At 33.4% G+C, this 23,394-nt stretch carries 25 protein-coding genes and 1 other RNA gene; 5 read left to right on the top strand and 21 right to left on the bottom strand.

The window, feature by feature from the left end; genetic code table 11:
* Positions 1-187: 187 nt before the first annotated feature.
* The 6 genes from OF897_RS13560 to OF897_RS13535 all read right to left on the bottom strand — a co-directional run bounded on the left by OF897_RS13560 (position 188) and on the right by OF897_RS13535 (position 5,426).
* Complete coding sequence (locus OF897_RS13560) at positions 188-1,903, bottom strand: phospho-sugar mutase (protein WP_267266221.1); 1,716 nt, start codon at positions 1,901-1,903, stop codon at positions 188-190.
* A gap of 129 nt (positions 1,904-2,032) precedes the next feature.
* A complete protein-coding gene (locus OF897_RS13555; RefSeq protein WP_267266220.1) occupies positions 2,033-2,734 on the bottom strand; it encodes a GIN domain-containing protein in 702 nt (233 codons plus the stop codon).
* A 7-nt stretch (positions 2,735-2,741) separates the two neighbouring features.
* A complete protein-coding gene (locus OF897_RS13550) occupies positions 2,742-3,473 on the bottom strand; it encodes a DUF3667 domain-containing protein (protein ID WP_267266219.1) in 732 nt (243 codons plus the stop codon).
* 11 nt (positions 3,474-3,484) lie between these two features.
* A complete protein-coding gene (locus OF897_RS13545) occupies positions 3,485-3,862 on the bottom strand; it encodes a hypothetical protein (RefSeq protein WP_267266218.1) in 378 nt (125 codons plus the stop codon).
* On the bottom strand, positions 3,862-4,812 hold the full coding sequence (locus OF897_RS13540) for a glycosyltransferase family 2 protein (protein ID WP_267266217.1): 951 nt from the start codon (positions 4,810-4,812) through the stop codon (positions 3,862-3,864). Before OF897_RS13540 ends, OF897_RS13545 begins: the two co-directional genes overlap by 1 nt.
* 17 nt (positions 4,813-4,829) lie before the next feature.
* Entirely contained in the window at positions 4,830-5,426 is a 597-nt protein-coding gene (locus OF897_RS13535; RefSeq protein ID WP_267266216.1) for a DUF4199 domain-containing protein, read from the bottom strand.
* A gap of 132 nt (positions 5,427-5,558) precedes the next feature.
* Between OF897_RS13535 and ffs the strand changes: the two genes are divergently transcribed.
* An RNA gene (gene ffs, locus OF897_RS13530) (signal recognition particle sRNA small type) lies at positions 5,559-5,655 on the top strand.
* A gap of 65 nt (positions 5,656-5,720) precedes the next feature.
* Here ffs and OF897_RS13525 read toward each other — a convergent pair.
* From OF897_RS13525 to OF897_RS13465, 13 genes are all read right to left on the bottom strand, one after another.
* Positions 5,721-6,407, bottom strand: coding sequence for a metal-dependent hydrolase (locus OF897_RS13525; protein WP_267266215.1), 687 nt, complete (start codon positions 6,405-6,407; stop codon positions 5,721-5,723).
* A 128-nt stretch (positions 6,408-6,535) separates the two neighbouring features.
* Positions 6,536-6,931, bottom strand: a complete 396-nt coding sequence (locus tag OF897_RS13520) for an SRPBCC domain-containing protein (protein ID WP_267266214.1) — start codon at positions 6,929-6,931, stop codon at positions 6,536-6,538.
* 62 nt (positions 6,932-6,993) lie between these two features.
* Positions 6,994-7,923, bottom strand: coding sequence for a 1,4-dihydroxy-2-naphthoate octaprenyltransferase (gene menA / locus OF897_RS13515; RefSeq protein ID WP_267266213.1), 930 nt, complete (start codon positions 7,921-7,923; stop codon positions 6,994-6,996).
* A 52-nt stretch (positions 7,924-7,975) separates the two neighbouring features.
* Entirely contained in the window at positions 7,976-9,487 is a 1,512-nt protein-coding gene (locus tag OF897_RS13510; RefSeq protein WP_267266212.1) for a PH domain-containing protein, read from the bottom strand.
* Positions 9,468-10,016 carry a PH domain-containing protein gene (locus tag OF897_RS13505; protein WP_267266211.1) on the bottom strand — a complete coding sequence of 183 codons (549 nt, stop codon included), beginning with the start codon at positions 10,014-10,016 and terminating at the stop codon, positions 9,468-9,470. Before OF897_RS13505 ends, OF897_RS13510 begins: the two co-directional genes overlap by 20 nt.
* A gap of 46 nt (positions 10,017-10,062) precedes the next feature.
* Positions 10,063-10,725: a DUF2461 domain-containing protein gene (locus OF897_RS13500; RefSeq protein WP_267266210.1), complete on the bottom strand. Its 663-nt coding sequence runs from the start codon at positions 10,723-10,725 to the stop codon at positions 10,063-10,065.
* Positions 10,726-10,744: 19 nt separating this feature from the next.
* Positions 10,745-11,581, bottom strand: coding sequence for a 1,4-dihydroxy-2-naphthoyl-CoA synthase (locus OF897_RS13495; RefSeq protein ID WP_267266209.1), 837 nt, complete (start codon positions 11,579-11,581; stop codon positions 10,745-10,747).
* A gap of 157 nt (positions 11,582-11,738) precedes the next feature.
* Complete coding sequence (locus OF897_RS13490) at positions 11,739-12,314, bottom strand: hypothetical protein (RefSeq protein WP_267266208.1); 576 nt, start codon at positions 12,312-12,314, stop codon at positions 11,739-11,741.
* 97 nt (positions 12,315-12,411) lie between these two features.
* On the bottom strand, positions 12,412-13,449 hold the full coding sequence (locus tag OF897_RS13485; protein WP_267266297.1) for a peptidylprolyl isomerase: 1,038 nt from the start codon (positions 13,447-13,449) through the stop codon (positions 12,412-12,414).
* 79 nt (positions 13,450-13,528) lie between these two features.
* On the bottom strand, positions 13,529-14,038 hold the full coding sequence (locus tag OF897_RS13480) for an FKBP-type peptidyl-prolyl cis-trans isomerase (RefSeq protein ID WP_267266207.1): 510 nt from the start codon (positions 14,036-14,038) through the stop codon (positions 13,529-13,531).
* A gap of 81 nt (positions 14,039-14,119) precedes the next feature.
* Positions 14,120-15,031, bottom strand: a complete 912-nt coding sequence (locus OF897_RS13475) for a leucine-rich repeat domain-containing protein (protein ID WP_267266206.1) — start codon at positions 15,029-15,031, stop codon at positions 14,120-14,122.
* 5 nt (positions 15,032-15,036) lie between these two features.
* A complete protein-coding gene (locus OF897_RS13470; RefSeq protein WP_267266205.1) occupies positions 15,037-16,266 on the bottom strand; it encodes a hypothetical protein in 1,230 nt (409 codons plus the stop codon).
* A gap of 178 nt (positions 16,267-16,444) precedes the next feature.
* Positions 16,445-17,140 (bottom strand): DUF6261 family protein, encoded by a 696-nt coding sequence (locus OF897_RS13465; protein WP_267266204.1) that lies wholly within the window; start codon positions 17,138-17,140, stop codon positions 16,445-16,447.
* A 283-nt stretch (positions 17,141-17,423) separates the two neighbouring features.
* Between OF897_RS13465 and OF897_RS13460 the strand changes: the two genes are divergently transcribed.
* The 4 genes from OF897_RS13460 to OF897_RS13445 are packed head-to-tail and all read left to right on the top strand — an operon-like array spanning position 17,424 to position 19,193.
* Positions 17,424-17,804, top strand: coding sequence for a very short patch repair endonuclease (locus tag OF897_RS13460; protein WP_267266203.1), 381 nt, complete (start codon positions 17,424-17,426; stop codon positions 17,802-17,804).
* Positions 17,805-17,825: 21 nt separating this feature from the next.
* A complete protein-coding gene (locus tag OF897_RS13455; RefSeq protein ID WP_267266202.1) occupies positions 17,826-18,191 on the top strand; it encodes a hypothetical protein in 366 nt (121 codons plus the stop codon).
* A complete protein-coding gene (locus OF897_RS13450; protein ID WP_267266201.1) occupies positions 18,178-18,945 on the top strand; it encodes an HNH endonuclease in 768 nt (255 codons plus the stop codon). The genes OF897_RS13455 and OF897_RS13450 overlap by 14 nt, the downstream gene beginning before the upstream one ends.
* Complete coding sequence (locus OF897_RS13445; protein ID WP_267266200.1) at positions 18,942-19,193, top strand: hypothetical protein; 252 nt, start codon at positions 18,942-18,944, stop codon at positions 19,191-19,193. The genes OF897_RS13450 and OF897_RS13445 overlap by 4 nt, the downstream gene beginning before the upstream one ends.
* Before the next feature lie 60 nt (positions 19,194-19,253).
* On the opposite strand, the gene OF897_RS13440 is transcribed toward OF897_RS13445, so the two are convergent.
* Together OF897_RS13440 and OF897_RS13435 are read right to left on the bottom strand one after the other, a co-directional pair.
* Positions 19,254-20,675 (bottom strand): sugar MFS transporter, encoded by a 1,422-nt coding sequence (locus tag OF897_RS13440; RefSeq protein WP_267266199.1) that lies wholly within the window; start codon positions 20,673-20,675, stop codon positions 19,254-19,256.
* A 247-nt stretch (positions 20,676-20,922) separates the two neighbouring features.
* Complete coding sequence (locus tag OF897_RS13435) at positions 20,923-23,382, bottom strand: glycoside hydrolase family 3 C-terminal domain-containing protein (protein ID WP_267266198.1); 2,460 nt, start codon at positions 23,380-23,382, stop codon at positions 20,923-20,925.
* Between the last annotated feature and the right edge of the window lie 12 nt (positions 23,383-23,394).

Raw genomic sequence — 23,394 nt, 5'->3', positions numbered from 1 at the left:
ATATACTTGTTATTAATCTTTGATTTTAACGCAAAGTTCGCAAAGTTTTTTTAACAGCTAACTGTTTTTAAGTTCGCAAAGGCGTTTCACTCAGCAAAGAATACAAGGTTTTTCAATAATGACTGAAATTAATGACAATCAAAATCAGTAAAACTTTTATCTAAAAACTAATTCCTGCAACCTTATTTTAGTTCAATTGAAGATCTTTTCTTACCTCTTCTATTTTTTGTTCTAAAGATTTCAGGGTTTCTTCAAAATCTTCTTTTGAAGTGATAGACTCTTTTACAGAAACATAAAATTTAATTTTAGGCTCTGTTCCCGAAGGTCTTACGCAAACTTTTGTTCCGTCCTGAGTGTAATAAATTAAAACATTAGATTTTGGAATATCATCCATTACGTGTATTTGATTTTCAGAAACTACGAAGTTTGTTTGCTCTTTAAAATCTTTCACTTCTTCCACTAAAGAACCAGCCAATGATTTTGGAGGATTTTCACGGAAATTCTTCATCATATTCTGTATTTCTTCCGCTCCGTCTCTTCCTTTTTTAACGATATTGATTAAACCTTCGTAATACATTCCGGTTTCCTGATAAATTTCAATCAGATATTCATACATCGTTTTTTCGTTGGCTTTGCACCAAGCTGCAATTTCACAAGCCAAAATGATACTTCCACAAGAATCTTTATCACGAACGAAATCTCCAGTCATAAACCCGAAACTTTCTTCTCCACCACAAATGAATTTTTCCTGACCTTCAAAATCACGAATCATTTTTCCAATCCATTTGAAACCCGTTAAACCAACTTTACAGTCAACGCCGAATTTTTCAGCGATATCAAAGAAAATGTCTGAAGTCACAATCGTGGAACCAATGAATTCTTTTCCTGTAATTTTTCCTTGTTTCTTCCATTGATCCAAAATATAATACGTCAAAATCGTATTGCACTGATTTCCGTTTAGCAATTGAATTTCACCTTCCAGATTTCTAACGGCAATTCCTAATCTGTCACCATCCGGATCGGTTCCGATAACGATATCTGCATTGGTAATTTTAGCTAAATCCATTGCCATTTCCAAAGCGGCAGGTTCTTCCGGATTAGGAGAATCTACCGTTGGAAAATTTCCACTTGGAATCATCTGTTCTTTAACCAAATCGATTTTCTTGAAACCTGCCTTTTCCAAAGCTTTCGGAACAGTTGCATAAGTCGTTCCATGAATTGATGTGAAAACGATATTTAAATTTCCTTTTTCAACATCTTGGTAAGTTGAATTTTCAATACAGGCATCGATGTAAACATCATCCTGCTCCTCTCCGATCCATTCGATTAAATCATCATTTCCATCAAATTTAATTTCTTCAAATTTCACAGAATATACTTCATTGATAATCGCCTCATCATGTGGCGGAACGATTTGTGCTCCGTCATTCCAATATACTTTATAACCATTGTATTCAGGCGGATTGTGAGAAGCTGTTAAAACAATTCCTCCGTTACATTTTTTATCACGAACCGTGAAAGACAATTCAGGAGTTGGTCTGTGGTTTTTGAAAAGCAGAACTTTAATTCCGTTTGCTGTTAAAACATCCGCAACCAATTTTCCAAATTCCTTTGAGTTATTTCTTACATCATAAGCAATTGCAACGCTAATTTCCTCACCTTGAAATTGCTGTAACATGTAATTCGCAAGTCCTTGTGTTGCTTGACCTAACGTGTACTTATTTAAACGATTGGTTCCAACACCCATAATTCCTCTCATTCCTCCTGTTCCGAATTCTAATTCTCTGTAAAAAGAGTCTTCCAAATCCGGAGAATTGCTGTCGATTAATGATTGAACGGCATCTCTTGTTTCTTTATCGAAGGTATCGCTTAACCAAAGCTTTGCTTTTTCTAATGTTGTCATATTTGTATTTTGTCCGTTTTTATAGTTTGATTTTAATAAGATATTTTCTTCATTGTCATTCCGAGGAATGAGAAATCTATTTTTTTAGATTCTTCTCTCCATTTCGTTGCGCTCAGATTGACAAATAATTTAATTTAATTTTTTGTTTTCAACCTTAGTTGTTTTCTCAATTTTAAAAGCTCTGATTGGATCATTATAGTAAACAAATTTCGCTGTGTTTTTTACATTTCCTTTTAATGAATCTTTTACATTCACTTCCGCATAATTTCCGTTTTGAGAATCCACATTAAGATTAACAATCTTCCAATAAGGAGCAATCAAACTTGCTGTGTCTGAGATTTTTATAACAGCATCTTTAGTTTCACCTAAAAAATTAGCACGACTTCTGTTTTTCATGTCAATTTCTGCCCTTCTTGAGTTGATTGAACCCATAAAAGTAGCGTAATTTTTTAAATTTAATCTAAAATTATCAGTTTTAATTTCACTTGAAATATTCATTTCCACAGAATCTGAAAGCGAAACTTTCTCTAAATTATATTTTGAATAAATGGTAACATTGTAGAAATCTATCCCTTTTACCCCTCTGCTTTCTTTGATTGAAAGTGTTTTATCATCCACATCAATATCCAAATTATTGGCAATATTTGGATAAGTTTCTACTTCCACAAAATTTTTAGGTCCTCTTGCGTAAAATACACGAAATTTTCCATCCAAATCAAGATTGACAAATTCTTCAACATCAATTTCTTTCTTTTCTAAGCTTCCTTTGGGAGAAATTTTTCCGCAAGAAACCACCGCCAATAATAATAAAGTATACACTGTATTTTTCATTTTCAAACTAATATAGTTGATATAAAGCTGCAAAAATTACAAAACTTTCTATTCCCATCAAAACATACAAAGTCAATACTCTCCAGAGTAAACCTGGTTTTGAGTATGATTTTTTAAAAGCATTCCAAAAAGTAATTGCCGGAAAGAGAATAGAAAGACCGAATATGATTTTGTCGATAAAATTGAAAATCTTTGAAATCGGTTTCCACAAACCAATCAGACTTACGATATCACTCAACAAAAATAAGATTAAAATTCCTAAAAGACTCACTGTTGCAATGATAAAATGCTCGGCAATGTTGAACTTTAATCTTTTAAAAATCAAATATCCGTTAATTGCCAACATCGGAATGATGACAAACAGTATTACCTTGGAGTATTTTGAGAAAAAATCTTTTACATCTGAAACATCATCCGAAAGAACCTGAGCCGGAGCAAATTGCTCGTAATAATGATAACTCAATACATTAAAACCAAAAAGAATCAGTAACAACGATATAAAATTGTTGTATCTGATTCTTTTTCCTGAGATATAATCCATCGCCGTTTTGCCGGATCTGAATAAAATATCTTTTAATGCCTTAAAAAATTTAGCTTCTACGTGCCAAATCGAACCAAGAATATCATTTTTAATGAGCGAATTAACTGTAATTCTTGTCGTGTCTGCTTTCTGTCCGCAATGAGCACAAAACTCACCGGAAAGAAAATGACCACAGTTCAGACAAGTTTTATTGCTCATTTTACACTCAGCTAATTCTTTATTTTTTTATAAAACCAAGTTGTTGATGTATTTTTAATTGACGATAACAAGAGATAATCTTTTTCTAAATAAGAGATTTTCAATGAAATAGTATCCTTAAGTTCTAAATATTTCATTTTTAAAATCTTTCCATCTCTTTTATAATTTCCTTTTGATTCCAAAGAATTAAAAGTTTGATTTTTATTAAAACTTAAAATTCCATTTCCTTTTTTAAAAATATTTTTCTTAAGTTTTAAAGTATCTACATTTTGAATTTCTACACCTTGATATACTTCAATAAATTCCCAAGAACCAACAATTTTATTTGATTTACAGGAAGATAAAGCTAATGCTAAAAGAAAAAACAAGATAAGATTTCTCTTTTTCATTAAATAACTTCGTCAATATTATAATTCTTATGTTCTCTGTTGGTTCTGATAATCATTTCGCCCAAAAATCCTGCAATGAAAAGCAAAGTTCCCATCAACATCATCGTTAATGCAATGAAAAACCAAGGATTATTGGTGATTAAATGTCCGTAAATTCCTCTTGCTACATCAATCAGTTTTGAGACTCCTAACCAAAACGCAGAAAGAAAACCGACGATAAACATAATCGTTCCAACGGCTCCGAAAAAATGCATTGGTCTTCCTCCGAATCTGCTTACAAACCAAAGGGTTACCAAATCTAAAAATCCACGAACGAATCTTTCTGTTCCGAATTTTGATGTTCCGTAAGGTCTTGCCTGATGTGGAACTTCTTTTTCTGTAATTCTTCTGAAACCTGCATTTGCAGCTAAAACCGGAATGTAACGGTGCATATCTCCGTACACATCAATCGATTTTACCACTTGTTTTTTATAAGCTTTTAGACCACAGTTGAAATCATGAAGATAAACTCCCGAAACTTTTCTTGCTGCTGCGTTGAATAGTTTTGAAGGTACGTTTTTGGTCATGACATTGTCAAAACGTTTCTTTTTCCAACCCGAAACGATGTCATAATTATCTTCAATTACCATTCTGTATAGTTCAGGAATTTCTTCCGGAAAATCCTGTAGATCGGCATCCATTGTAATAATTACATCACCGTTGGTTCTTGCAAAAGCGGCGTGTAACGCCTGAGATTTTCCGTAATTTTTGGAAAATTTTATTCCGTGGATTTGAGGATGCTGCACTTTCAGATTCTCAATAATGCTCCACGATAAGTCTGTACTTCCGTCATCAATAAACCAAACCTCATAAGATAAATTGCTGGTTTTACAAACGTTATCAATTCTCGAAAAAAGCTCTTCCAAAGATTCTTCCTCGTTCAGTAACGGAATAACTATAGATAAATTCATTTAATTTTAATAAAAAATTATGCTTGATTAACGACTTCCTGATGGTTTGTTTTCTTTCTGAAAAACGCCCCAAAAAAGACAGACAAAACTACGTAAAATATAAGTATTGCTGCAAAATATCCCGAAAAATGACTTAGCGTCAACATATCTTTGTTTTTTATTGTCGTAGGATCAAACCTTTGAAGACTTTCCTGATATTTCTGCTCCAACTCGTCAATGTCTTTTTGATGCTTTAAAATTTGCTTTGCAGATTGATATTCTTTATCCAATTCAGATTTTTGTCTTGTCACATATTGATAATTCAACAGCTTTTTTGCATCGGTATCGATGAAATTTAAGAAGGTGAAAATGCTTACAATTGATAAAATTCCGCCAACAAACATTGGAACGAAAGCTCTTTTAAAAGCTTCTTTAAAATTCATTTGATGTTTATTCCAGTGAGATTTTACAGACCAAAAGGCAAATAAAACATAAAGAACAGGTAAAACAAACGCATTGACTTTCAATGTAGTATCGAAATATTCAACTCCTGAAAAGAAAGAATATACTACAAAAAATATAACCATTGTAATGGCATAAAGTAAAATTCCTAAGGTAACTGGACTTTTCGTCATAATTCTGATTTTTAGAAAATTTCTTAAAAAATATTGGTCTAAATTTCAGCGTTTTAGCTTTAATAAAGGCTTTTTTGAAGATTTTTTCTGTAATAATATTTTTAAGTTTAAAATAAGTTCCTATCTTTGCAACGGCAAGTCCTAAACAACCAGCTCCTGAGAATCCTCCAGGGTGGGAACGCAGCAAAGGTAATTGGTTGAGCGGTGTGATTTAGGTAGCTTGCCATTTTTTTTTATATAAATTAAGAGATTAAGTTGATTTTATTTAAATTACTTAATCTCTTAATTTTTTTGTTATATCTCGAAGCTTTCTCCCAATTTAGGTAAAACCAATTCTACATTTTTATCAGTAAAATGTTTCGCTGCATTATCATGATTGATTTCAATTGCAGGAAAAGTATCAAAATGACATCCGATAACTTTCGGAGTTTTCAATAATTCTGAAGCTGCAAAAGCCGCTTTTCTCGCACACATCGTGTAATGACCGCCAATCGGAAGAATCGATAAATCTAAATTCCCATACAAAGCCGGAAACAACTGCATATCTGCCATTACTCCGGTATCACCTGCCAAATATACATTCTTACCTTCAGGAAGTCTGAAAATGTATCCTACAGGAACTCCACCATAAGTTCCGTCAGGAAAAGAACTTGTATGATGAGCCGGAACCATAGAAATTTTTAAATCATCGATTTTTGCCGAACCACCTAAGTTTACATCGTCTGTATTTTTAGCATTTTTAAAATAAGCACAGATTTCTGGCTGACCAATAATTGTCGCTTCAGAATAATGTTGTAAAACCTCTCCTACATCAGCAATATGATCTCCATGAGCATGAGTCAATAATATATAATCGATTTTCTGAGCTGTAATATCAAAACCTGATTCTGCCTTTTTGTAGTTGTAAAAAGGATCACATAAAATCGTTTTGTCTTTATATGTGAACAAGAAACAGTTTTGTCCTAAGTATTGTATTTTCATTTTTAAATTATTTTTTGAATATTGCTAAAAAATATTTTTTTATTTTAAACGCAAAGAGCGCAAAGTTTTTTAATTGATTCGACGTTTTTAAGTTCGCAAAGGCGTTTCACTCAGCAAAGTTTTGAAAACTATTTCGATGGAAATTTATCTTCAATTAATCTTAGATTAATACCGTGTTCAAGATAGGTTTTGCAACCATCTAAAACTGTTGTGAAACCTCCTGTATTATCATTAATGATAACTGAAAGTTCGTCTCCAGTTTGAGAATATCCGTAACTTTTGATGATGACTAAAGTGCCTTTTTCCATTTCTTTAAATTCATAATCAACTTTGGTTGAAGGGCTTCCCCACTCAGTTTTTATCAGTTGATTTGGAATAATCTGATGAACCTTCACTTCGGATTTCGCATCGTACATTTCCCATTCCCAAATAATTGTTTTACCTTCTTCGAGTTTTCCGCTTGATTTGGTAAACCAAAAGTTGCTTGTGATTTCCGGATTGATAAATGCTTCAAAAAACTTCATTGATTGGTTTTCTGATTAACATTTGAGCCTGAACAAATATTTTAGTTTCCATAACAGAAAATTTAGCTAAAATAATTAAGACCTATAGCCGTTAAAACAGCCATCATTAAAGTCATAATTCCTACCTGTTTCAAAAATGGGTCAAGCTGTTTTGGTTCTTTTACCGACATAATACTTCTTCTCAGTTTCGCCACAGGAAATAAAAGAATCATCACCATAAAAACGTAATATTTCTGCATTTGGATGAAATTATTAATCCCTAAAAAGATAAGAATCAAAATCAATGGAAGCTGCAATAAAACCATTTCGTAAATCATTGCATTTCTAAAACCTATTCTCAATGCAAGACTATTTTTTCCGGATAATCTGTCGCTTTCGATATCTCTCATGTTGTTCAGATTCAAAACGGCCATACTCATCATTCCAATCGCTGTTCCCGGTAAAAGAATATCCCAAGAAAAAGTTTTTGTAAACAGAAAATAACTTCCGCAAACCGAAACCAAACCAAAGAATATAAATACGAAAACGTCTCCCAATCCCATATATCCGTAAGGTTTTTTACCAACTGTATAACCGATTGCTGCCAAAATACTTGCTACTCCCAATCCGATGAAAATATAAAATTCATTCATAAATTCAGGGATAAAAGCAATGTATAAAAGTGCAATTGTTGCTACAAAAGATAAAATTGAGAACAAAATCACTGCATTTTTCATTTGTTTTGCGGTAATTTTTCCTGATGCGACAGCTCTTGCTTCAGCTTCTCCGATTCTTTTCGCATCGGTTCCTTTTACGCCATCTCCGTAATCATTCGCATAGTTTGATAAAACCTGATAAAGCAAAGTCACCAAAAGTGCTAAAGCAAAGATTTTCCAATCCCAAATTCCTCCATCTTCTTTGAGTCTCCATTTTGCAATGAAAGAGCCCATTATAATTCCGCTTAATGATAACGGCAATGTTCTAAGCCTTGCGGCTTTTATCCAATCGTTCATAATTATAATTGATAAGAGATAATTGATTAATGATATCCTCGATCATCATTAATCAATTATCATTTATTTTTTTTGGTATCTCTATTTTATAGATGCAGTAATTCAACAGTTTTTTTAGCTTTATAAAGTTTAAAGCAACTATTTTGAATCGTCCAGCAGAGGTATAAAAAGTGATACTTCCCAAGTTTGTTTTTCTTTGCCAAAAATACTGAGAAATTTTCACAGTCTGAAGCTTTTCTACCTCGAAAGTTCGGTTATCAATGTCCCAAATTCCTGATTTTAATCGTATAAATCTTTCGTTGTAAAATAATTTTAAGTTTTTGAAATAAATCAGAATAAATATTTTAACTAAAACAATATAAATAACAGCTAAGAACCAATACTTTATTAATAAATTTTTATCAATAATGAAAAATAAAATTAAAGGCAAAACGATAAACTGAAAAGTATTAACGATGATTAATCTGAAATTTGGCTTTAAACAATTTTCGAAAACAGGATTTTCTTTCCAAATTGTAGAAATTAATTTCGTTTTTTCATCATTGGAAATTCCAGGGACAGCAGAAACATTTTTCTCTTCTTCGTTTTTCCCGATTTGAAGAAATTTCACAAAAGAAATCTTCATTTTTTTCTGAATCCAGTTCTGGGTTTCTGTAATGATCTGAACTTTTGACTTATTAACGATTGAGTTTCGGGTCGTAAACAAACCATATTCAAAAGAAAAGCTCTGATTGTTTTCGCTTATTTTAAAATTAAAATATTTGATTAAAGTTTTAACCGAATTAATGATGATGCCCAAAATAATTACAACTAAAACAATTCCCAAAATTACTGGAATCGAAAAAGCAAGAAATTGAGATTCGATGGTATCATAATCCAATTTTGTGTCAATTTCTATTTTTTGCAGCAAATTATTGATTTCAGAAAAACCGTAAATCAGCAAACTTACTAACGCTAAAAAACTTTGAATATAATTGGCTGTAATTCCGTATTTTAAAATACTCAGCGTAGAAATTTTAAGAGAACGGGCTTTGTTAAGTTCTTGTTTTATTGAAGCTTCTATATTTTCTTCTAAAGTATTTTCGAGTTTTGATGCTGCTAAAAGATATTTTTTTAAATCAACCGCATTTTGTTTCGTCAAAGCAGAAATTTTCACTTCTTTTTCAGAACTTCCGGGAGTGTCAATTTCAAGTTTATAAATATTAAAAAACCGATGTATAAAAGGTTGAGAAATATTAACTTCCTGAATATTTTCTTTTTTAATTTTAGTAACCGATTTATTGATGATTCCTTCGTGGATAACAAACTCTTCGTTTTCTTCGTCGATGTAATATTTAAAATTATAATATTGTGAAACCGCAGCAATAATTAAAATGGCGAGTCCCGCAAGGATTGCAAGAATAATCATCCATGACTCTACTCTATCTTTTTTAACGAAAAAAAGAATAATGAAAACCCATAAACTTTTGATGACCATTCCGACATTGTATAGGAAAAGAAGAACAATACCGGTTTTGGATTGTCTTTGAGGCTGAAAAAAAGAATTATTCATTTTCTCCTCCATCTTCTTTATTTTCCTTTAAAATACTTCCACGGATATGATTGTTGATTCCTTCTGCAACTTCTTCCGGTAAACCATTGATAGTGATATCTCCACCACTTACTCCAGCCGTAAAAACAGAAACTGATTTTAAATTCAAAATTTTAGAAAACCAACCCTGCTCTACTTTGATGTGCTGAATTCTATTGAAAGGAACAATCATTAAAGTTCGTTTCAACCAGCCGTGTTGATATACTAAATCGTGCTCACGAATTGCATATTTTCTGAATTTAAATCCAATTAATGTATTTAGAAAAAGAAAAGCAATCATCACAAAAATTCCGATAATAATTGCCCAAAACTGAATTTCACTTAAATTAAAATAAAAGAAATAAAAAGCGATACCAACAATGCCAATTAAAAAAATAGAAAACAAAGCAAGATTCAATAAAATAATCTTGAGGTATTTTGGCGAGACCGCTGTCAGTTTTAAATCACTAAAATCAGGAATTTCGAGATCGAAAATCTGAGGGTTTTGAAAGTTTTGTTCCATTTAATTTAAATATTGAAGCTCAGTTTTTATAAAAGTGCATCTTTATTTAAATTAAAGATGCACCATTTAAATCTGTTGTAAGAACCTCGCTCATGTAATCAAAAAAAGGACGCATTGCTAGAAAAGTGGCAATGACTTCTTTTTGAAAATTGTCAGAAAAAACCTCTTTATCAGAAAATTTTCTCATCACAACATATTGTTTTTTCTTGATTAAGTTAATAGCGGGATGATTTTTATCAAAACCTTTCGGAGCAATTTTCGCACCTTCTTCACCTTGTAATTCACCAAAGTATTTTACAAAATCTTTATCTGACGTAATTTTTCTGATTTCGGTATCATTCCTCTCAAACTCCTTTCGAATTCTAAGCAAATCTTCAGAATTTGGACTCCAAAAACCACCTCCAACAAAACTATTATTTGGTTCTAAATGAATATAATAACCACCTCTAAGCATTGGTTTCTTACGAGAAAATCCTGCGCCAAAATTGATTTTATAAGGTGTCTTGTCTTTAGAAAAACGTACATCTTTATAAATTCTGAAAATATGAATTTTGCCTAAGCTGTCATATTCTTGAAGCTCGGAATAAATCTGATTAAAAAAAATCTTATTTTCTTTTACAATCGAATCATATTCTGTTTTATGCTCAGAAAACCACACACGATCGTTGTTTTTCTCTATCTGTTTTAGAAATTCAAATCCTTTTTTCAATGCTACAAAATATTACTATTTATGATATCCATTGATCTTTCCCAAAATCCGGCTTTCTTTTTTCAAGGAAAGCATTTCTACCTTCTTTTGCTTCTTCGGTCATGTATGCCAAACGAGTTGCTTCACCTGCAAAAACTTGTTGACCAACCATTCCATCGTCTGTTAAATTCATTGCGAATTTCAGCATTCTAATAGAAGTCGGAGATTTTGCTAAAATTTCCTGAGCCCATTCGTAAGCAGTATCTTCAAGCTCATCGTGTGGAATTACAGCATTCACCATTCCCATATCGAAAGCTTCCTGAGCAGAATAATTCCTTCCTAAAAAGAAAATCTCACGCGCTTTTTTCTGTCCTACCATTTTAGCCAAATAAGCTGAACCGTAACCACCGTCAAAGCTCGTTACATCAGCATCAGTTTGTTTGAAAATAGCGTGTTCTTTACTTGCTAAAGTTAAATCACAAACTACATGAAGTGAGTGACCGCCACCAACTGCCCAACCCGGAACAACCGCAATCACCGCTTTTGGCATAAAACGAATTAAACGCTGAACTTCCAAAATATTTAAACGATGTCTTCCGTCTTCACCTACATAGCCTTGATGACCTCTTGCTTTTTGATCACCTCCGCTACAAAAAGCCCAACCTCCATCTTTTGCACTTGGTCCTTCTCCTGAAAGCAAAACCACACCAATTGACGGATCTTCTGAAGCATCATAAAAAGCGTCGTACAATTCTGAAGTTGTTTTTGGTCTGAATGCATTACGGATTTCAGGTCTGTTGAAGGCAATTCTTGCCACTCCGTTGCATTTTTTATAAGTAATATCTTCGTATTCCTTTACGGTTTTCCACTCGATCATTTTGTAAAAATTTTCCCCAAATATACGGAATTAGAGAGAGATTTTTGTGATAGTTGTTGTTGAAAATATGAGAATGAGTAATTGGTAATAAGTAATGTGTTGTACGATTAGTATTAATAGAAATAATTAAGCCGACTCTCAAGAATCGGCTTTTCGATTATAATTTATCCAAAATCTTTTTTGGAAGAACTTTGGTCAATGGCTTTTTATATTCCTTATCTGCAAAAACGACTTTCCAGTTTTTCTTGTCTTTTGAAACGGCAACCATTTTCATGGGAGCGTTGATTACATAAGCTCCTTCTTTAGCCAAATATTCTACAGTTCCTTTACCATATTTTTTGGTTAGCATTTCTGAGATAGATTTTTTCATTTCCTCACTCATCGAGCTTACATCTGCTTTCAGTTTTAAGTAATAACTTGAGATTGAGAAATTTTCTCCTTCAATCAATTCCGGTTTTCCGACTGAAATAAATTTCATATCCAAAACATCAATCTTTACGAACGGATTATTGTAGGTCATATTCAGCATTTGAGTGAACTGATCCTTTTTTACAATCGTGAAAAATTTGGGATAAATACTGTCGACCGTTTGATCCAGCTTTTTATATTTAATCGTATTGACAAAATAAACCAATGATTTTCTAATTGCCTGATCGTCTGTATTGGTCTTTGTCTGAGCAAAAGAGAATAAAGAAATAAATATGAATAGTGTTGTGATGAATCTTGTCTTCATTTTAATTTATTTAAAAAAAATATTGAGGTTTAAGGATTTAAAAGTAATAAAAAAACCGCCTTTTACAAGACGGTTTCAAATATTTTATGAATGCTGATTAAGGTACTTTTACCAATTCAACATCGAAAATTAACCAAGCGTTTGGCGGAATTACTCCTCCTGCACCTCTTTCTCCGTAAGCCATTGCCGGTGGAATCAATAAAGTAGCAGTTTCACCTTCTTTTAATAATAAGATTCCTTCGTCCCAACCTTTGATTACTCTTCCTGTTCCTACAGGGAATTCCAAAGGCTCTCCTCTTTTGAATGAAGAGTCAAACTCGGTTCCGTCTACCAGTTTACCAGCGTAGTGTACCTGAATATTGTCACCTGCTTTTGGAGCTTTTCCTTCAGTTTTTTTAGTGATTTTATAGTAAAGACCAGATTCAGTAACCTGCATTCCTGCTTTTGCATCATCAACCATTTTCAGCTGGTTTGCTTTAAATTCTTCTTCTTTCTTTTTTCTGTCAGCTTCTTCTTTAGCAATAAAAGCTTTATTGTTTTCAGCAATTTTACCTTTTCCTTCGTTGAAAGTTTTTGCAGCATCGTAGTTTTTGTACTCATCACCTTTGCTGAAAATGCTTACTTTTTCAAGTACGATATCAGTTTTAGGTTTATCTTGAGCTCCTTTTTCTACAGCAGCAATTGCATCAATAGTTTCAGTTCCGCTTACTACAGATCCGAAAATAGTGTGTCTTCCGTCTAACCAAGGTGTAGCAACTTCCGTAATAAAGAACTGAGAACCGTTTGTATTTGGTCCTGAATTCGCCATAGAAAGAATACCTTTTCCTGTATGTTTAAGGTCGTTTTTCTCGTCTTCAAATTTGTATCCAGGATCTCCTGCTCCGGTTCCTTTTGGATCACCACCCTGAATCATGAAATCTTTAATTACTCTGTGAAAGATGGTTCCGTCGTAAAAAGGAACTCCTTTCGCTTTAGATTTATTATCGATCTTACCTTCTGCAAGACCAACAAAGTTAGCCACAGTTACCGGTGATTTTTTGTCTTCAAACTTTACAATCAGGTTACCTTTTGTAGTCTGAATATTAGCATAAAGTCCGTCTTTAAGCCCTTCGAAAGTTTCTTTGTCTACGTTCATTTTCTTATAAATTGGGGTACAGCTTAAAAGCGAAATGCTTGCCGCTGCTAAGATTATATTTTTGTTTAAGAATTTCATTTTAGAGTGCTTTTAATTTTATAATTAAAGGAATATCGTTATCAATTTTATTTTCGTCACCATAGGTACCGTAAGCTAAAGAAGACGGAACAAGAAGTGTTACCTCTTCCCCATTCTGCATATATCGGAGTGCATTTTCTACGGCTTTAAGCTCATCAAAATGTCCGAATCTTGCATCATTTCTACTTATAGATTTGTCGTAAATTTTAGTCTGATCAAAATCGTAAAGATCATACGAATACGAAATCGGAGAATCATCCGGTCTTCTTTCTCTTTTGTCTAAACCATCAACAGTTGCCCAATAATTCAACTGTGTCGGAAAGAATTTTTCATTCTGACCTTTGATCCAATCCTGAATCTGCTGTCTTTCAATTGTATTGAGATTTTTCATGCGATTTTTGGACACATCAAGATCACTTTGGCTCAAAACGCCACCAACCGGCGGATGCACCGGATTATTTCTTTTGCAGCTGAATAAGCTGAGAACGGATATGAAGACTAATTTTTTCATAAAAACTTTTGCGAAAATAAGCATTTCGGGAATCAATAACAAAAGTTGTTGAATTTATTGAAATAAAACTAAGATTTAATTTTATTTACAGGTATTCAGATTAATTTTTTCAATGTTATTTGTCGTGATCAATTCTTTATCAAAATCATTATAGCAAAATGTATTGATGTATCGATTGCCTTCTATTTTCAAATTGGTAAAAGGCTTTCCATTGGTTTTGATATTGAGAAATTTAATTCTGTTGTATGAGCAATTCAATTCAGAAAGTTGAGTGAAATTTTCAAAATTAAGCTTTGAAATTTCGTTGTAAGAGCAGTCTACTCTTTCCAAATCTTTCAGATTACTGATTTCCAGATTTCGGATGTAATTATTATCACAGCGTAAAAACTTCAATTTTTTTAAATGGTTAATGGAGATTTCTGTAAGTCTGTTGCTCTCGCAAACCAAATCAGTAAGTGAAGGAGTCTGAGACAGATCAAGTGATATGAGATCATTGGTTCCGCAATGCAGTCTTTTAAGATTGGGAAGTCCTACAAGCTCAAGTTTTTTAAGAGAAGACCAGCCGCAATCAATAAACTCCAATTTAGGCATATTTTTAAATGAAAGTTGCCCTAGAGATTTATTAAATCCACAATCGAGATAAACCAGATTCTTTAGATTTTCAACACCATTTAAATCTTTCAGTGTTTCCGCTTTTATCATCAGCGTTTTAAGATTCTTAAAGATTTCAATTCCTTTTAAGGTTACAACTGGTGTTTTTTCAATGTTCAGCTGAGTAATTTTTTCTGCTTCGGCTGCTGAAATAATTCCGTCTTTGTTGGCATCAAGCTTTAAAGACTGATAGGTAGAATCTACGGCAATACTGTTTTCTTCATTCGCAGAAAGAAGATACTTTAATAAATTCTGATCGACGATAACATTCTTTTTTACAGTCTGAGCGTTTGAGCAAAAACTGAAAAATAACAATACAAAGGCACTTATATATTTTATCATTGTTCTTATTTAATAATTACTCTCCAACCCTCACCTTTTCCTAAAAGCATCATGTCGTTGTTTTTGAGAGGTACAATTTTTATCATTCTGTTTTCCGAATACATAGAACCGTATTTCAAAAGTCTGTCGTCTAAAAGCTTCCCATTCAAATCAAATTTCAGATAAACAGATTCATTAGAAAATGTTCCTGATTTATACATTTCGCCGACAATATGCAGCTCATCATTTACAATAACTGCGTCATAAAGATGTTCATTAAATTTCCCTTTGTCAGGAGCGGGAACATAATTGAACTCTTTCACTTTTTCAAAATTCATATTCAAAACCTTTACTACCGTATTTCTTCTGGTGTTTTTGTTAGACATCGGTTCACCGGTATCTTTTATGCCTATTAGATAAATGAGGTCTTTGTGCACAATCACTTTTCGGCTCAGAAAATCCGCTTCAGATACTTTTTTATGTTTTGTGATTTTGTGTGTTGAGAGATCATATTCCAGAATGTACGTTTTGTATTTGGTGGCGTAAATATTTTCTTTATCTCTTTCATCAACACCATTTGTTGTGACATACAACTTATTGTTTGCAAGTGATGCCGAAAAATCATACTTATTGAAAAAATCAAACGGAGGCTCAATATAACTGATCACATGATTATCAACTTTCTGTAAATCATTAGAAATAAAAGTAATATTCAGCTCCAAATCACGATAAAAACCGGATTCTGAGATAACATAAAAACCGTCTTTTACATTAAAAACCATCGGTTCCTGCGTAACGCTTGCAGAAATAGATTCAAAAAGTGTGTCCTGCAATACATCAAGATTATCATTAATTTCTCTCAACCACAAATAGGCGCGATCATCTATTTTCTTGGAACCTAATTGTATCAATCGGTTATTATTGATGCTGTAAACCGTTTTCATAAAAGATTCTTTCCTGTAATCTTTATTTTCTCCGAGAGTAGTTTTCTTAATCAGTTTACCGGTCTTATCGATTTTAATAATGGCGGAATTGTGTTGGGTATTATCTTCTTCTACAAAATTTTGCCCTGCAATGAGGTAGCCGTCTTTTGTTTCGACAGCTGCTTTTGCAAAATTGTTATCAACTGGAAAATAGTTTCTGTTAAGCTTAAAATCTTTATCGTAATTAATATTGGTATTCTGTGCAAAGTTGAGTACCGCAACGGAAAGTCCAACAATAATCTGAGTTTTAAAAAGTATAGTTTTTATGGTCATACAATGAATGATGATGAGTTTTTGAACGACGACAAAATTGTAAAAATTATTTAATGTGGACAAATGTTCAATAAAAAACGAGAACCTTTAGAGATTCCCGTCTTTTATGTAACCACCCCGTCAAAAATTCTTCGAATTTTCGCCACCCCTCCAAAGGAGGGGAATTTTTGCAATTCGATTAGCTATTGTTTATAGGTTTATTTTGTGTAGAATTTTTTGCAGCTTTTACCTGTTCATATAAATCGAGGTATAAAAGTTTCCAGTCTGGGACGTCTTTCATGGCGGTGATGATGTTGAGAAAAGATTTTATTGTTTTCTCTAAATCTCTGCGGATTGCCGTTGCACTTTTCATCTGTCTGAGTTGGGCATTTGCTCCTGCCTGCTCTGCAAATATCAGTTCGAAAGCTTCATGTTTAGATTTCATGTCATTAAAAGCAGTTACCAGTGAAAGCGTATTGAGTTTTTGAATATTTTCAGGTTTTTCAAGATCTTCGATGAGTTTTTTCATTTGAGCGGTTTGGGTTGAATAACTCTTTCTGTCCATATCTATTCCGTAGAGTCTGAAAATCTGATAAAGATCTTCGGCAAACTGAAAGTTGGATAAAGTCGTCATTTTTCGGTACCCGTTCAGAAAGTTTTTCAGAATTCTGAAAGCATTGTCCCGTTCTGCGTCTGCATCGGCAACGCTCACTCCTTTACCACTGTAGATTTGTTTGGTGTAAACCTCATCGTAGTCTGCATACATCGTTTTGAGTTCTGTAAGCAAAGGATGATTGCTGATGACAGGGAAATTTCCTGATTCTGAAGAATTGATCAATCTCTGAGAAAGAGTAGCCAAATCTTTGGTACTCAGTTTTGATAATGTAATTTTCATACAAAATGTGTTTTAATTGTTAATAATATAATATTTACAGGTTTTAAATGTAAATAAATTATTGTTTTGTTCCAAACATTTTGTAGGAAACAAAACAACTTTGTGTTTAGTCTCCAGCAGATTGTGGGAAACTTCCGCCAATTGTATTTTGTTTCCAACAGTTTGCGGGAAACAAAAGTAAAAGTTGTTTGGTTACCAACGGTTTGTTTGAGACTGAAGGAGGAGTTGTGTGGTTTGAAACGGGTTTGCATAAAGTTTGTAAGTTTACTTAACTAAATGACATATGGATAAATTGACCAAAGAGCAAAGACGAAAGAATATGCAGGCTAATAAATCAACAGGTACAAAGCCTGAACTTTTATTAGCTAAAACTCTTTTCTCAAGAGGTCACCGCTACCGTAAGAATAATAGATCTGTGTATGGAAAACCGGACTTAACATTTAAAAAAATTAAGCTAGCCATTTTTGTTGATGGAGAATTTTGGCACGGGAAAGATTGGGAATTAAGAAAAGATGACCACAAAACGAATAAAGAATTTTGGAATAATAAAATTGAAAGAAATATTCAAAGAGATATAGTAGTAAATGAAGAACTTACGAAACAAGGGTGGACTATCCTTAAGGTTTGGGGTAAGGAAATACAGAAAGATTTACTAAATTGCTAACTAATAAAAACACCATATAATATGATGAAAAATGTTTTTTTTAGATTTAGGGAACACCCTGGAGATTTGCTACGAGGTACTTCAACTATACAACTTCCAGATCCTGAAAAAGATTTAGACACGTTTCTAGTTCAATTTTTACCACTTTATCAGACAGATAATACAGTTGCTTATTTGAATGATTTATATAAATTATATTACGACGATTTTCAAGACGAAGAAGATTTATTAGAATTCATTAAATATATCGGAGGAGAAAAAACAAAAGACGAATTAAAAAGTGAGATAGATAATATTGAAAAAGAACTAATCAATGAAGCGTATGAGAATTTTTACCGATTGATTTTGGAAAATAAAATTGAAATAATTACAGATGGCGAAAAGTAATAACTGGACCAAAGAAGAAACAATAATAGCTTTTAATGTGTATTGTAAAGTACCTTTTAAAAATAGTAGTAAAACCAATCCCATAATTATCAAATATGCTAATATTATCGGAAGAAGTCCTTCTGCTCTAAATATGAAAATTGGAAACTTTGGAAGACTTGACCCCGACTTGAAAAAGCAAGGAATTGTTGGGTTAGGTAATGGAAGTAAATTAGATGAGGTCGTTTGGGATGAATTTAATGGAAATTGGGAAAAGCTAGCTTATGAAAGTGAAGTACTTATTGCTGAATTTCAAAATAAAAAAATTGAGGATACCATAAATGCCGAATTGTTTGATTTTCCAATTGGATTAGAAAGAGAAACCATTATCAAACAAAGAGTTAATCAAAGTTTTTTTCGTTCTACAATTCTCTCATCTTATAATTTGAAATGTTGTATTACTGGACTTTCTGTATCAGATTTTTTAGTAGCAAGCCATATTAAACCTTGGAAAACTGATGAGACGAATCGCTTAAATCCACACAATGGATTATGTTTAAATTCAATTCACGATAAAGCTTTTGATAAAGGGTTTATGACAATTACACCTGATTATAAAGTGAAGATTTCTAATTATTTTAATGATATTCAAAATGATAATTCGATTTCAGATTTCTTTCTAAAGTATGATAATCAATCAATATCGCTTCCCGACAGATTTCTTCCATCCAAAATATTTTTAGATTATCATTATCAAAACATTTTCAAGAAATGAGTAAAGAATTTTGTGTTTCTGTTTTATACGGTTCAGACCAAGTAAGAAAATTCTATAATGGTGAAATCTTTAATGAAAATGAAATTAATAATTATATCAAATTTTATTCATTTAAAACAGAAAAAGAATTGAGAGCTTTTATTTTAGGTCTCAAGGAAGCCAATGGTTGGTTGGATTTAATATATCTTGAAGGAGTACAACCTAAATCATTATTGCAAATAGATATACGTCATGAAAATTATATATAAATAATTTTAAACAAAAAACCTGCTCAACAGCAGGTTTTTTCATATATAAAATTAAAAATCTTAATGTCCAGATTTCGCATCAGCATCCTGTTTTACGTGTCCTAAATATTTAGTACAGTAAGCTCCAAAAATCAAGATGGCTAGATAACAGAACACAGGAATGATAAACGATCTCTGTACTCCAAAAATATCAGCCAAATATCCCTGAAAAATAGGAACAATTGCACCACCCAAAATTGCCATTACGACCAATGACGAACCCTGACTTGTGTATTTTCCTAATCCTGAAATGGCAAGCGTATAAATATTAGAGAACATAATCGAGTTGAAAATTCCGATTCCTAAAATGCTGTACATTGCCAGTTCGCCCTGATTTACCATTGCAGAAATCAATAACAAAACGTTGATCGATGCAAAGATCGATAACGTTCTTGCCGGAGCAGATTTTCCGATAAAGAAAGCGATAAAGTTTAATACAATAAATACAAGGAAAAAGCTAATCTGTGAGAATGTTAAATCAACAATGCTGAAAATAACCAAGAAAACCGCAGCTGCAGCACCTATCATGTATAAAGCTTTTTTCTGCTGACTGATTGCCTGATTAAGAGAAATGGCTCCCAAAAATCTTCCGATCATCGCACCACCCCAATACAGAGAAAGATAGTTTTTACTGACCACTTCATTAAGGTTCATGACCTGTGGCTGCTCAAGAAAACTGATGATAAAACTTCCTACTGCAACTTCCCCACCTACATAACAGAACATTGCAAAAACTCCGAATAAAAGATGCGGATACTGAAGTGCTCCCAAACCTTTCACAGCTTCCTCTTCCTCACTCTGGAAAGACGGAAGTTTTACCTGAGAAATTAATAAAGCAACCAATAATAAAATTCCTGCAAAGATTAGGTACGGAATTCTTGTTGCCACGGCAGAGAACGAACCGTCATCAGCGGAGAAAAATTCAAAGATTAAATGTCCGCCCAAAACCGGAGCAATTGTTGTTCCGAATGCGTTGAAAGCCTGCGTCATGTTTAATCGGCTTGATGCAGATTCTGCCGAACCTAAAAGAGAAACGTAAGCATTCGCTGTAATCTGAAGAACGGTAAATCCTAATCCGAGAACGAATAATGCTCCAAGGAACAATCCGTAAGAAGAAAAAGTTGCTGCCGGATAAAACAGAATACATCCGAAAGCTGCAAGGAAAATTCCGAAAAGAATTCCTTTCTTATAACCTACTTTGTTAATCGGATCTTCACTGATCATTGAGATTAGAAAGTAAATCAGTGAGCCAATAAAATAAGCTCCGAAGAAACAAAACTGCACCAACATCGATTCGAAGAAGGTAAGGTTGAAAAGCTGTTTCAGATAAGGAATAAGGATGTCATTCATACAGGTGATGAATCCCCACATAAAAAATAAAAGCGTAATGGTAATCAGCGGAACTGTATAATTCCTGCTATTTGTCTTTACATCATTAATCATAACATTCATTTAAGTTAAAAAGAGGTTAAAGATAACCTCTTTTGTTGATATAATCTCATTTTGAGATAATAAATTTGTGGCTGAAATTGTTCCTTTTTTGTAAATCGTCAATTCGAGTAAAATTCTGAAAGAATTTGTATCGAGAAGTTTTTGTATAATTATCCATTCTCGATACAATTTTTTCCACTTCGTTTCAAAAATCACTCGAATTGACGAAGTGCTAAATTGCGTATTTATATTTTTTGAATTATGGTCTCAAATCTTCAAACTTCTCATCCGCAGGCAAAATATGCTGAACTTTCTCTACCACTAATTCTTTTGGAACAGAGAATTCTGCAGTCTGTTTAATGTCTAAAGATGATGCTCCAACAGAAACTTTATAATTTCCTGCTTCTGCAATCCATGCAGATTTTGCCGTCTCAAATGATGCTAAATCTTTTGAACTCAAAGTCAAAGTAATCGTTTGAGATTCTCCAGGTTTCAAATCTTTGGTTTTAGCATAAGCTTTCAATTCAGATTTTGGTTTGTCAATCGTTTTTCCAGGAGCAGACAAATACAATTCCACCACTTCTTTTCCTGCAACTTTTCCGGTGTTTTTCACTTCAACCGTAACTTCTAATTTGTTGTTAAAAGTCTTAGAATTTGTTTTAATATTTGAATAAGCAAAATCTGTATAAGATTTACCATAACCGAATTCATAAGAAGCTTTCACACCAAACGTATTGAAATAACGGTATCCAACATAAACACCTTCCTGATACGTCACATCTTTCGGATTATCCGCAGGAATTCCAGGAAAATTCTTTGCAGAAGCGTGGTCTGCGTAATTCACAGGGAAAGTCATCGTCAGTTTTCCTGAAGGATTTACTTTTCCTGAAATTACATCTGCAACAGAATGTCCACCCTCCTGACCTGGTTGCCAAGCTAAAAGAATTCCATCTACTTTATCTTTCCACGACGCAGTTTCAATTACTCCTCCGATGTTTAAAATCACAACCACTTTCTTTCCTTTTGCGTGGAACGCTTTTGAGATTTTATCCAGCATTTCAATTTCTTCTGTTGCTAAGTTGAAATCTTCATTCACTACTCTATCACCACCTTCTCCTGAGTTTCTTCCCAAAGTAACGAAAGCAATTTCCGAAGTTTCTGCTTTTTTAGTATAGAAAGCATCGTCCAATTTCATTTCAGACAATCTTCCCGGAAGTGCTAAAATCCCTCTTGCTTTTCTGCTTTCTTTTTCAGCCGCTTCTTCTTTCTCAGCAAATGGTTTGTACAAATCAACCAGTTCTTTGTCCAATTTATATCCTGCTGCGTTCAAGCCTTCCAAAAGTGAAACTGTGTGTTTATTGTTCACGCTTCCACTTCCTGTTCCGCCCGTAATCCAAGCGTAAGAAGTCACTCCGAATAACGAAACTTCTTTCTGTTTGTTGGCAAAAGGCAAAGCATTTTTTTCATTTTTAAGCAAAACCATTCCTTCTGTTGCAGCGTTTCTCGTCACTTCTGCGTGTTCAGTTAGATTTGGCTTGTCACTGTATTTGTACTGTGCGAAAGTCGGTGTTTTGAAAACATATTCCAAGATTCTTTTCACATTAAGATTCGCAACTTCCGGAGATAATTTCCCTGAATCTAAAGCTGCTAATAATACTTTTTTCTGAGCAGGAATTCCCGGCATCAACAAGTCGTTTCCTGCAATCATCTGTTTTACCACATCAGAAATTCCGCCGTCTTTGATGGATTCAAATCCCGGGAAACCTCCGAACCAATCGGTCATTACAATGCCTTTAAAACCCCATTCGTTTCTCAAAACCTGAGTCAGCAAATCTTTAGAATCTGAGGTATAAACACCGTTCACTTTGTTGTAAGAAGACATTACCGTCCAAGGCTGAGATTCTTTAACCGTAATTTCGAAATTTCTCAGATACAATTCTCTCATCGCTCTTTCAGAAACGTGAGCATTGATTGTCAAACGGTTGGTTTCTTCATTGTTTGCAGCGAAATGTTTGATAGAAGTTCCCACACCTTGAGACTGAATTCCGTTCACAATCGCTGCCGCAGTTTTTCCAGAAATCAATGGGTCTTCAGAATAATATTCGAAGTTTCTTCCGTTCAATGGATTTCTCTGGATGTTCAGAGCCGGAGCCAAAAGTACATCAACACCATATTCTTTCACTTCATTTCCCATTGCTTTTCCAACTTGTTCCAAAAGAGTTTTATTCCAAGTTGAAGCCAATGCTGTTCCCACTGGAAATGCAGTTGCATAATAGGTTTTAGAATTATTTTCTCTGGTTGGTGCAATTCTCAAACCTGCAGGTCCATCGGCAACAATCGTCGCTGGAATTCCGAATCTGTCAAAAGAATCCGTTCCACCAGCGGCTCCGGGAACCAAACCTTGTTTTGAATCTCCGACAGGACCTGTCAGAACTTCAATTCCGGGCATTCCGGTTCCGATGAGAAGATTTACTTTTTCTTCGTTGGTCATTTGCTTGATGATGGCATCGATTCTTTTGTCGACTGAAAGACGTGTGTCTTCCCAAACATCTAATTTTCCGTTTTTGTTGGAATCTTTAAATGTTTTTCCGTCAACCGTTACTGTTGCATTTTTAGTCTGAGCATTCGCAAACGGCGATGCAGCCAATAAAGCAAGGAATAATCCTGAATATTTTGCTTTCTGAGAAAGTCCTATCAGCGTTGATATATTCTTCTTCATAATTCTATATTT

It is taken from the genome of Chryseobacterium formosum (genome assembly GCF_026460885.1).
Taxonomy (GTDB): Bacteria; Bacteroidota; Bacteroidia; order Flavobacteriales; family Weeksellaceae; genus Chryseobacterium; species Chryseobacterium formosus.
The sequence above is the reverse complement of the archived record's forward strand: the minus strand, read 5'-3'. Positions and strand labels throughout refer to the sequence as shown.

Coding starts and splice junctions, on each gene's coding strand:
- OF897_RS13560 (WP_267266221.1), bottom strand. CDS start 1,903: ATGACAACATTAGAAAAAGCAAAGCTTTGGTTAAGCGATACCTTCGAT.
- OF897_RS13555 (WP_267266220.1), bottom strand. CDS start 2,734: ATGAAAAATACAGTGTATACTTTATTATTATTGGCGGTGGTTTCTTGC.
- OF897_RS13550 (WP_267266219.1), bottom strand. CDS start 3,473: ATGAGCAATAAAACTTGTCTGAACTGTGGTCATTTTCTTTCCGGTGAG.
- OF897_RS13545 (WP_267266218.1), bottom strand. CDS start 3,862: ATGAAAAAGAGAAATCTTATCTTGTTTTTTCTTTTAGCATTAGCTTTA.
- OF897_RS13540 (WP_267266217.1), bottom strand. CDS start 4,812: ATGAATTTATCTATAGTTATTCCGTTACTGAACGAGGAAGAATCTTTG.
- OF897_RS13535 (WP_267266216.1), bottom strand. CDS start 5,426: ATGACGAAAAGTCCAGTTACCTTAGGAATTTTACTTTATGCCATTACA.
- OF897_RS13525 (WP_267266215.1), bottom strand. CDS start 6,407: ATGAAAATACAATACTTAGGACAAAACTGTTTCTTGTTCACATATAAA.
- OF897_RS13520 (WP_267266214.1), bottom strand. CDS start 6,931: ATGAAGTTTTTTGAAGCATTTATCAATCCGGAAATCACAAGCAACTTT.
- menA (WP_267266213.1), bottom strand. CDS start 7,923: ATGAACGATTGGATAAAAGCCGCAAGGCTTAGAACATTGCCGTTATCA.
- OF897_RS13510 (WP_267266212.1), bottom strand. CDS start 9,487: ATGGAGGAGAAAATGAATAATTCTTTTTTTCAGCCTCAAAGACAATCC.
- OF897_RS13505 (WP_267266211.1), bottom strand. CDS start 10,016: ATGGAACAAAACTTTCAAAACCCTCAGATTTTCGATCTCGAAATTCCT.
- OF897_RS13495 (WP_267266209.1), bottom strand. CDS start 11,581: ATGATCGAGTGGAAAACCGTAAAGGAATACGAAGATATTACTTATAAA.
- OF897_RS13490 (WP_267266208.1), bottom strand. CDS start 12,314: ATGAAGACAAGATTCATCACAACACTATTCATATTTATTTCTTTATTC.
- OF897_RS13485 (WP_267266297.1), bottom strand. CDS start 13,449: ATGAACGTAGACAAAGAAACTTTCGAAGGGCTTAAAGACGGACTTTAT.
- OF897_RS13480 (WP_267266207.1), bottom strand. CDS start 14,038: ATGAAAAAATTAGTCTTCATATCCGTTCTCAGCTTATTCAGCTGCAAA.
- OF897_RS13475 (WP_267266206.1), bottom strand. CDS start 15,031: ATGATAAAATATATAAGTGCCTTTGTATTGTTATTTTTCAGTTTTTGC.
- OF897_RS13470 (WP_267266205.1), bottom strand. CDS start 16,266: ATGACCATAAAAACTATACTTTTTAAAACTCAGATTATTGTTGGACTT.
- OF897_RS13465 (WP_267266204.1), bottom strand. CDS start 17,140: ATGAAAATTACATTATCAAAACTGAGTACCAAAGATTTGGCTACTCTT.
- OF897_RS13460 (WP_267266203.1), top strand. CDS start 17,424: ATGGATAAATTGACCAAAGAGCAAAGACGAAAGAATATGCAGGCTAAT.
- OF897_RS13455 (WP_267266202.1), top strand. CDS start 17,826: ATGATGAAAAATGTTTTTTTTAGATTTAGGGAACACCCTGGAGATTTG.
- OF897_RS13450 (WP_267266201.1), top strand. CDS start 18,178: ATGGCGAAAAGTAATAACTGGACCAAAGAAGAAACAATAATAGCTTTT.
- OF897_RS13445 (WP_267266200.1), top strand. CDS start 18,942: ATGAGTAAAGAATTTTGTGTTTCTGTTTTATACGGTTCAGACCAAGTA.
- OF897_RS13440 (WP_267266199.1), bottom strand. CDS start 20,675: ATGATTAATGATGTAAAGACAAATAGCAGGAATTATACAGTTCCGCTG.
- OF897_RS13435 (WP_267266198.1), bottom strand. CDS start 23,382: ATGAAGAAGAATATATCAACGCTGATAGGACTTTCTCAGAAAGCAAAA.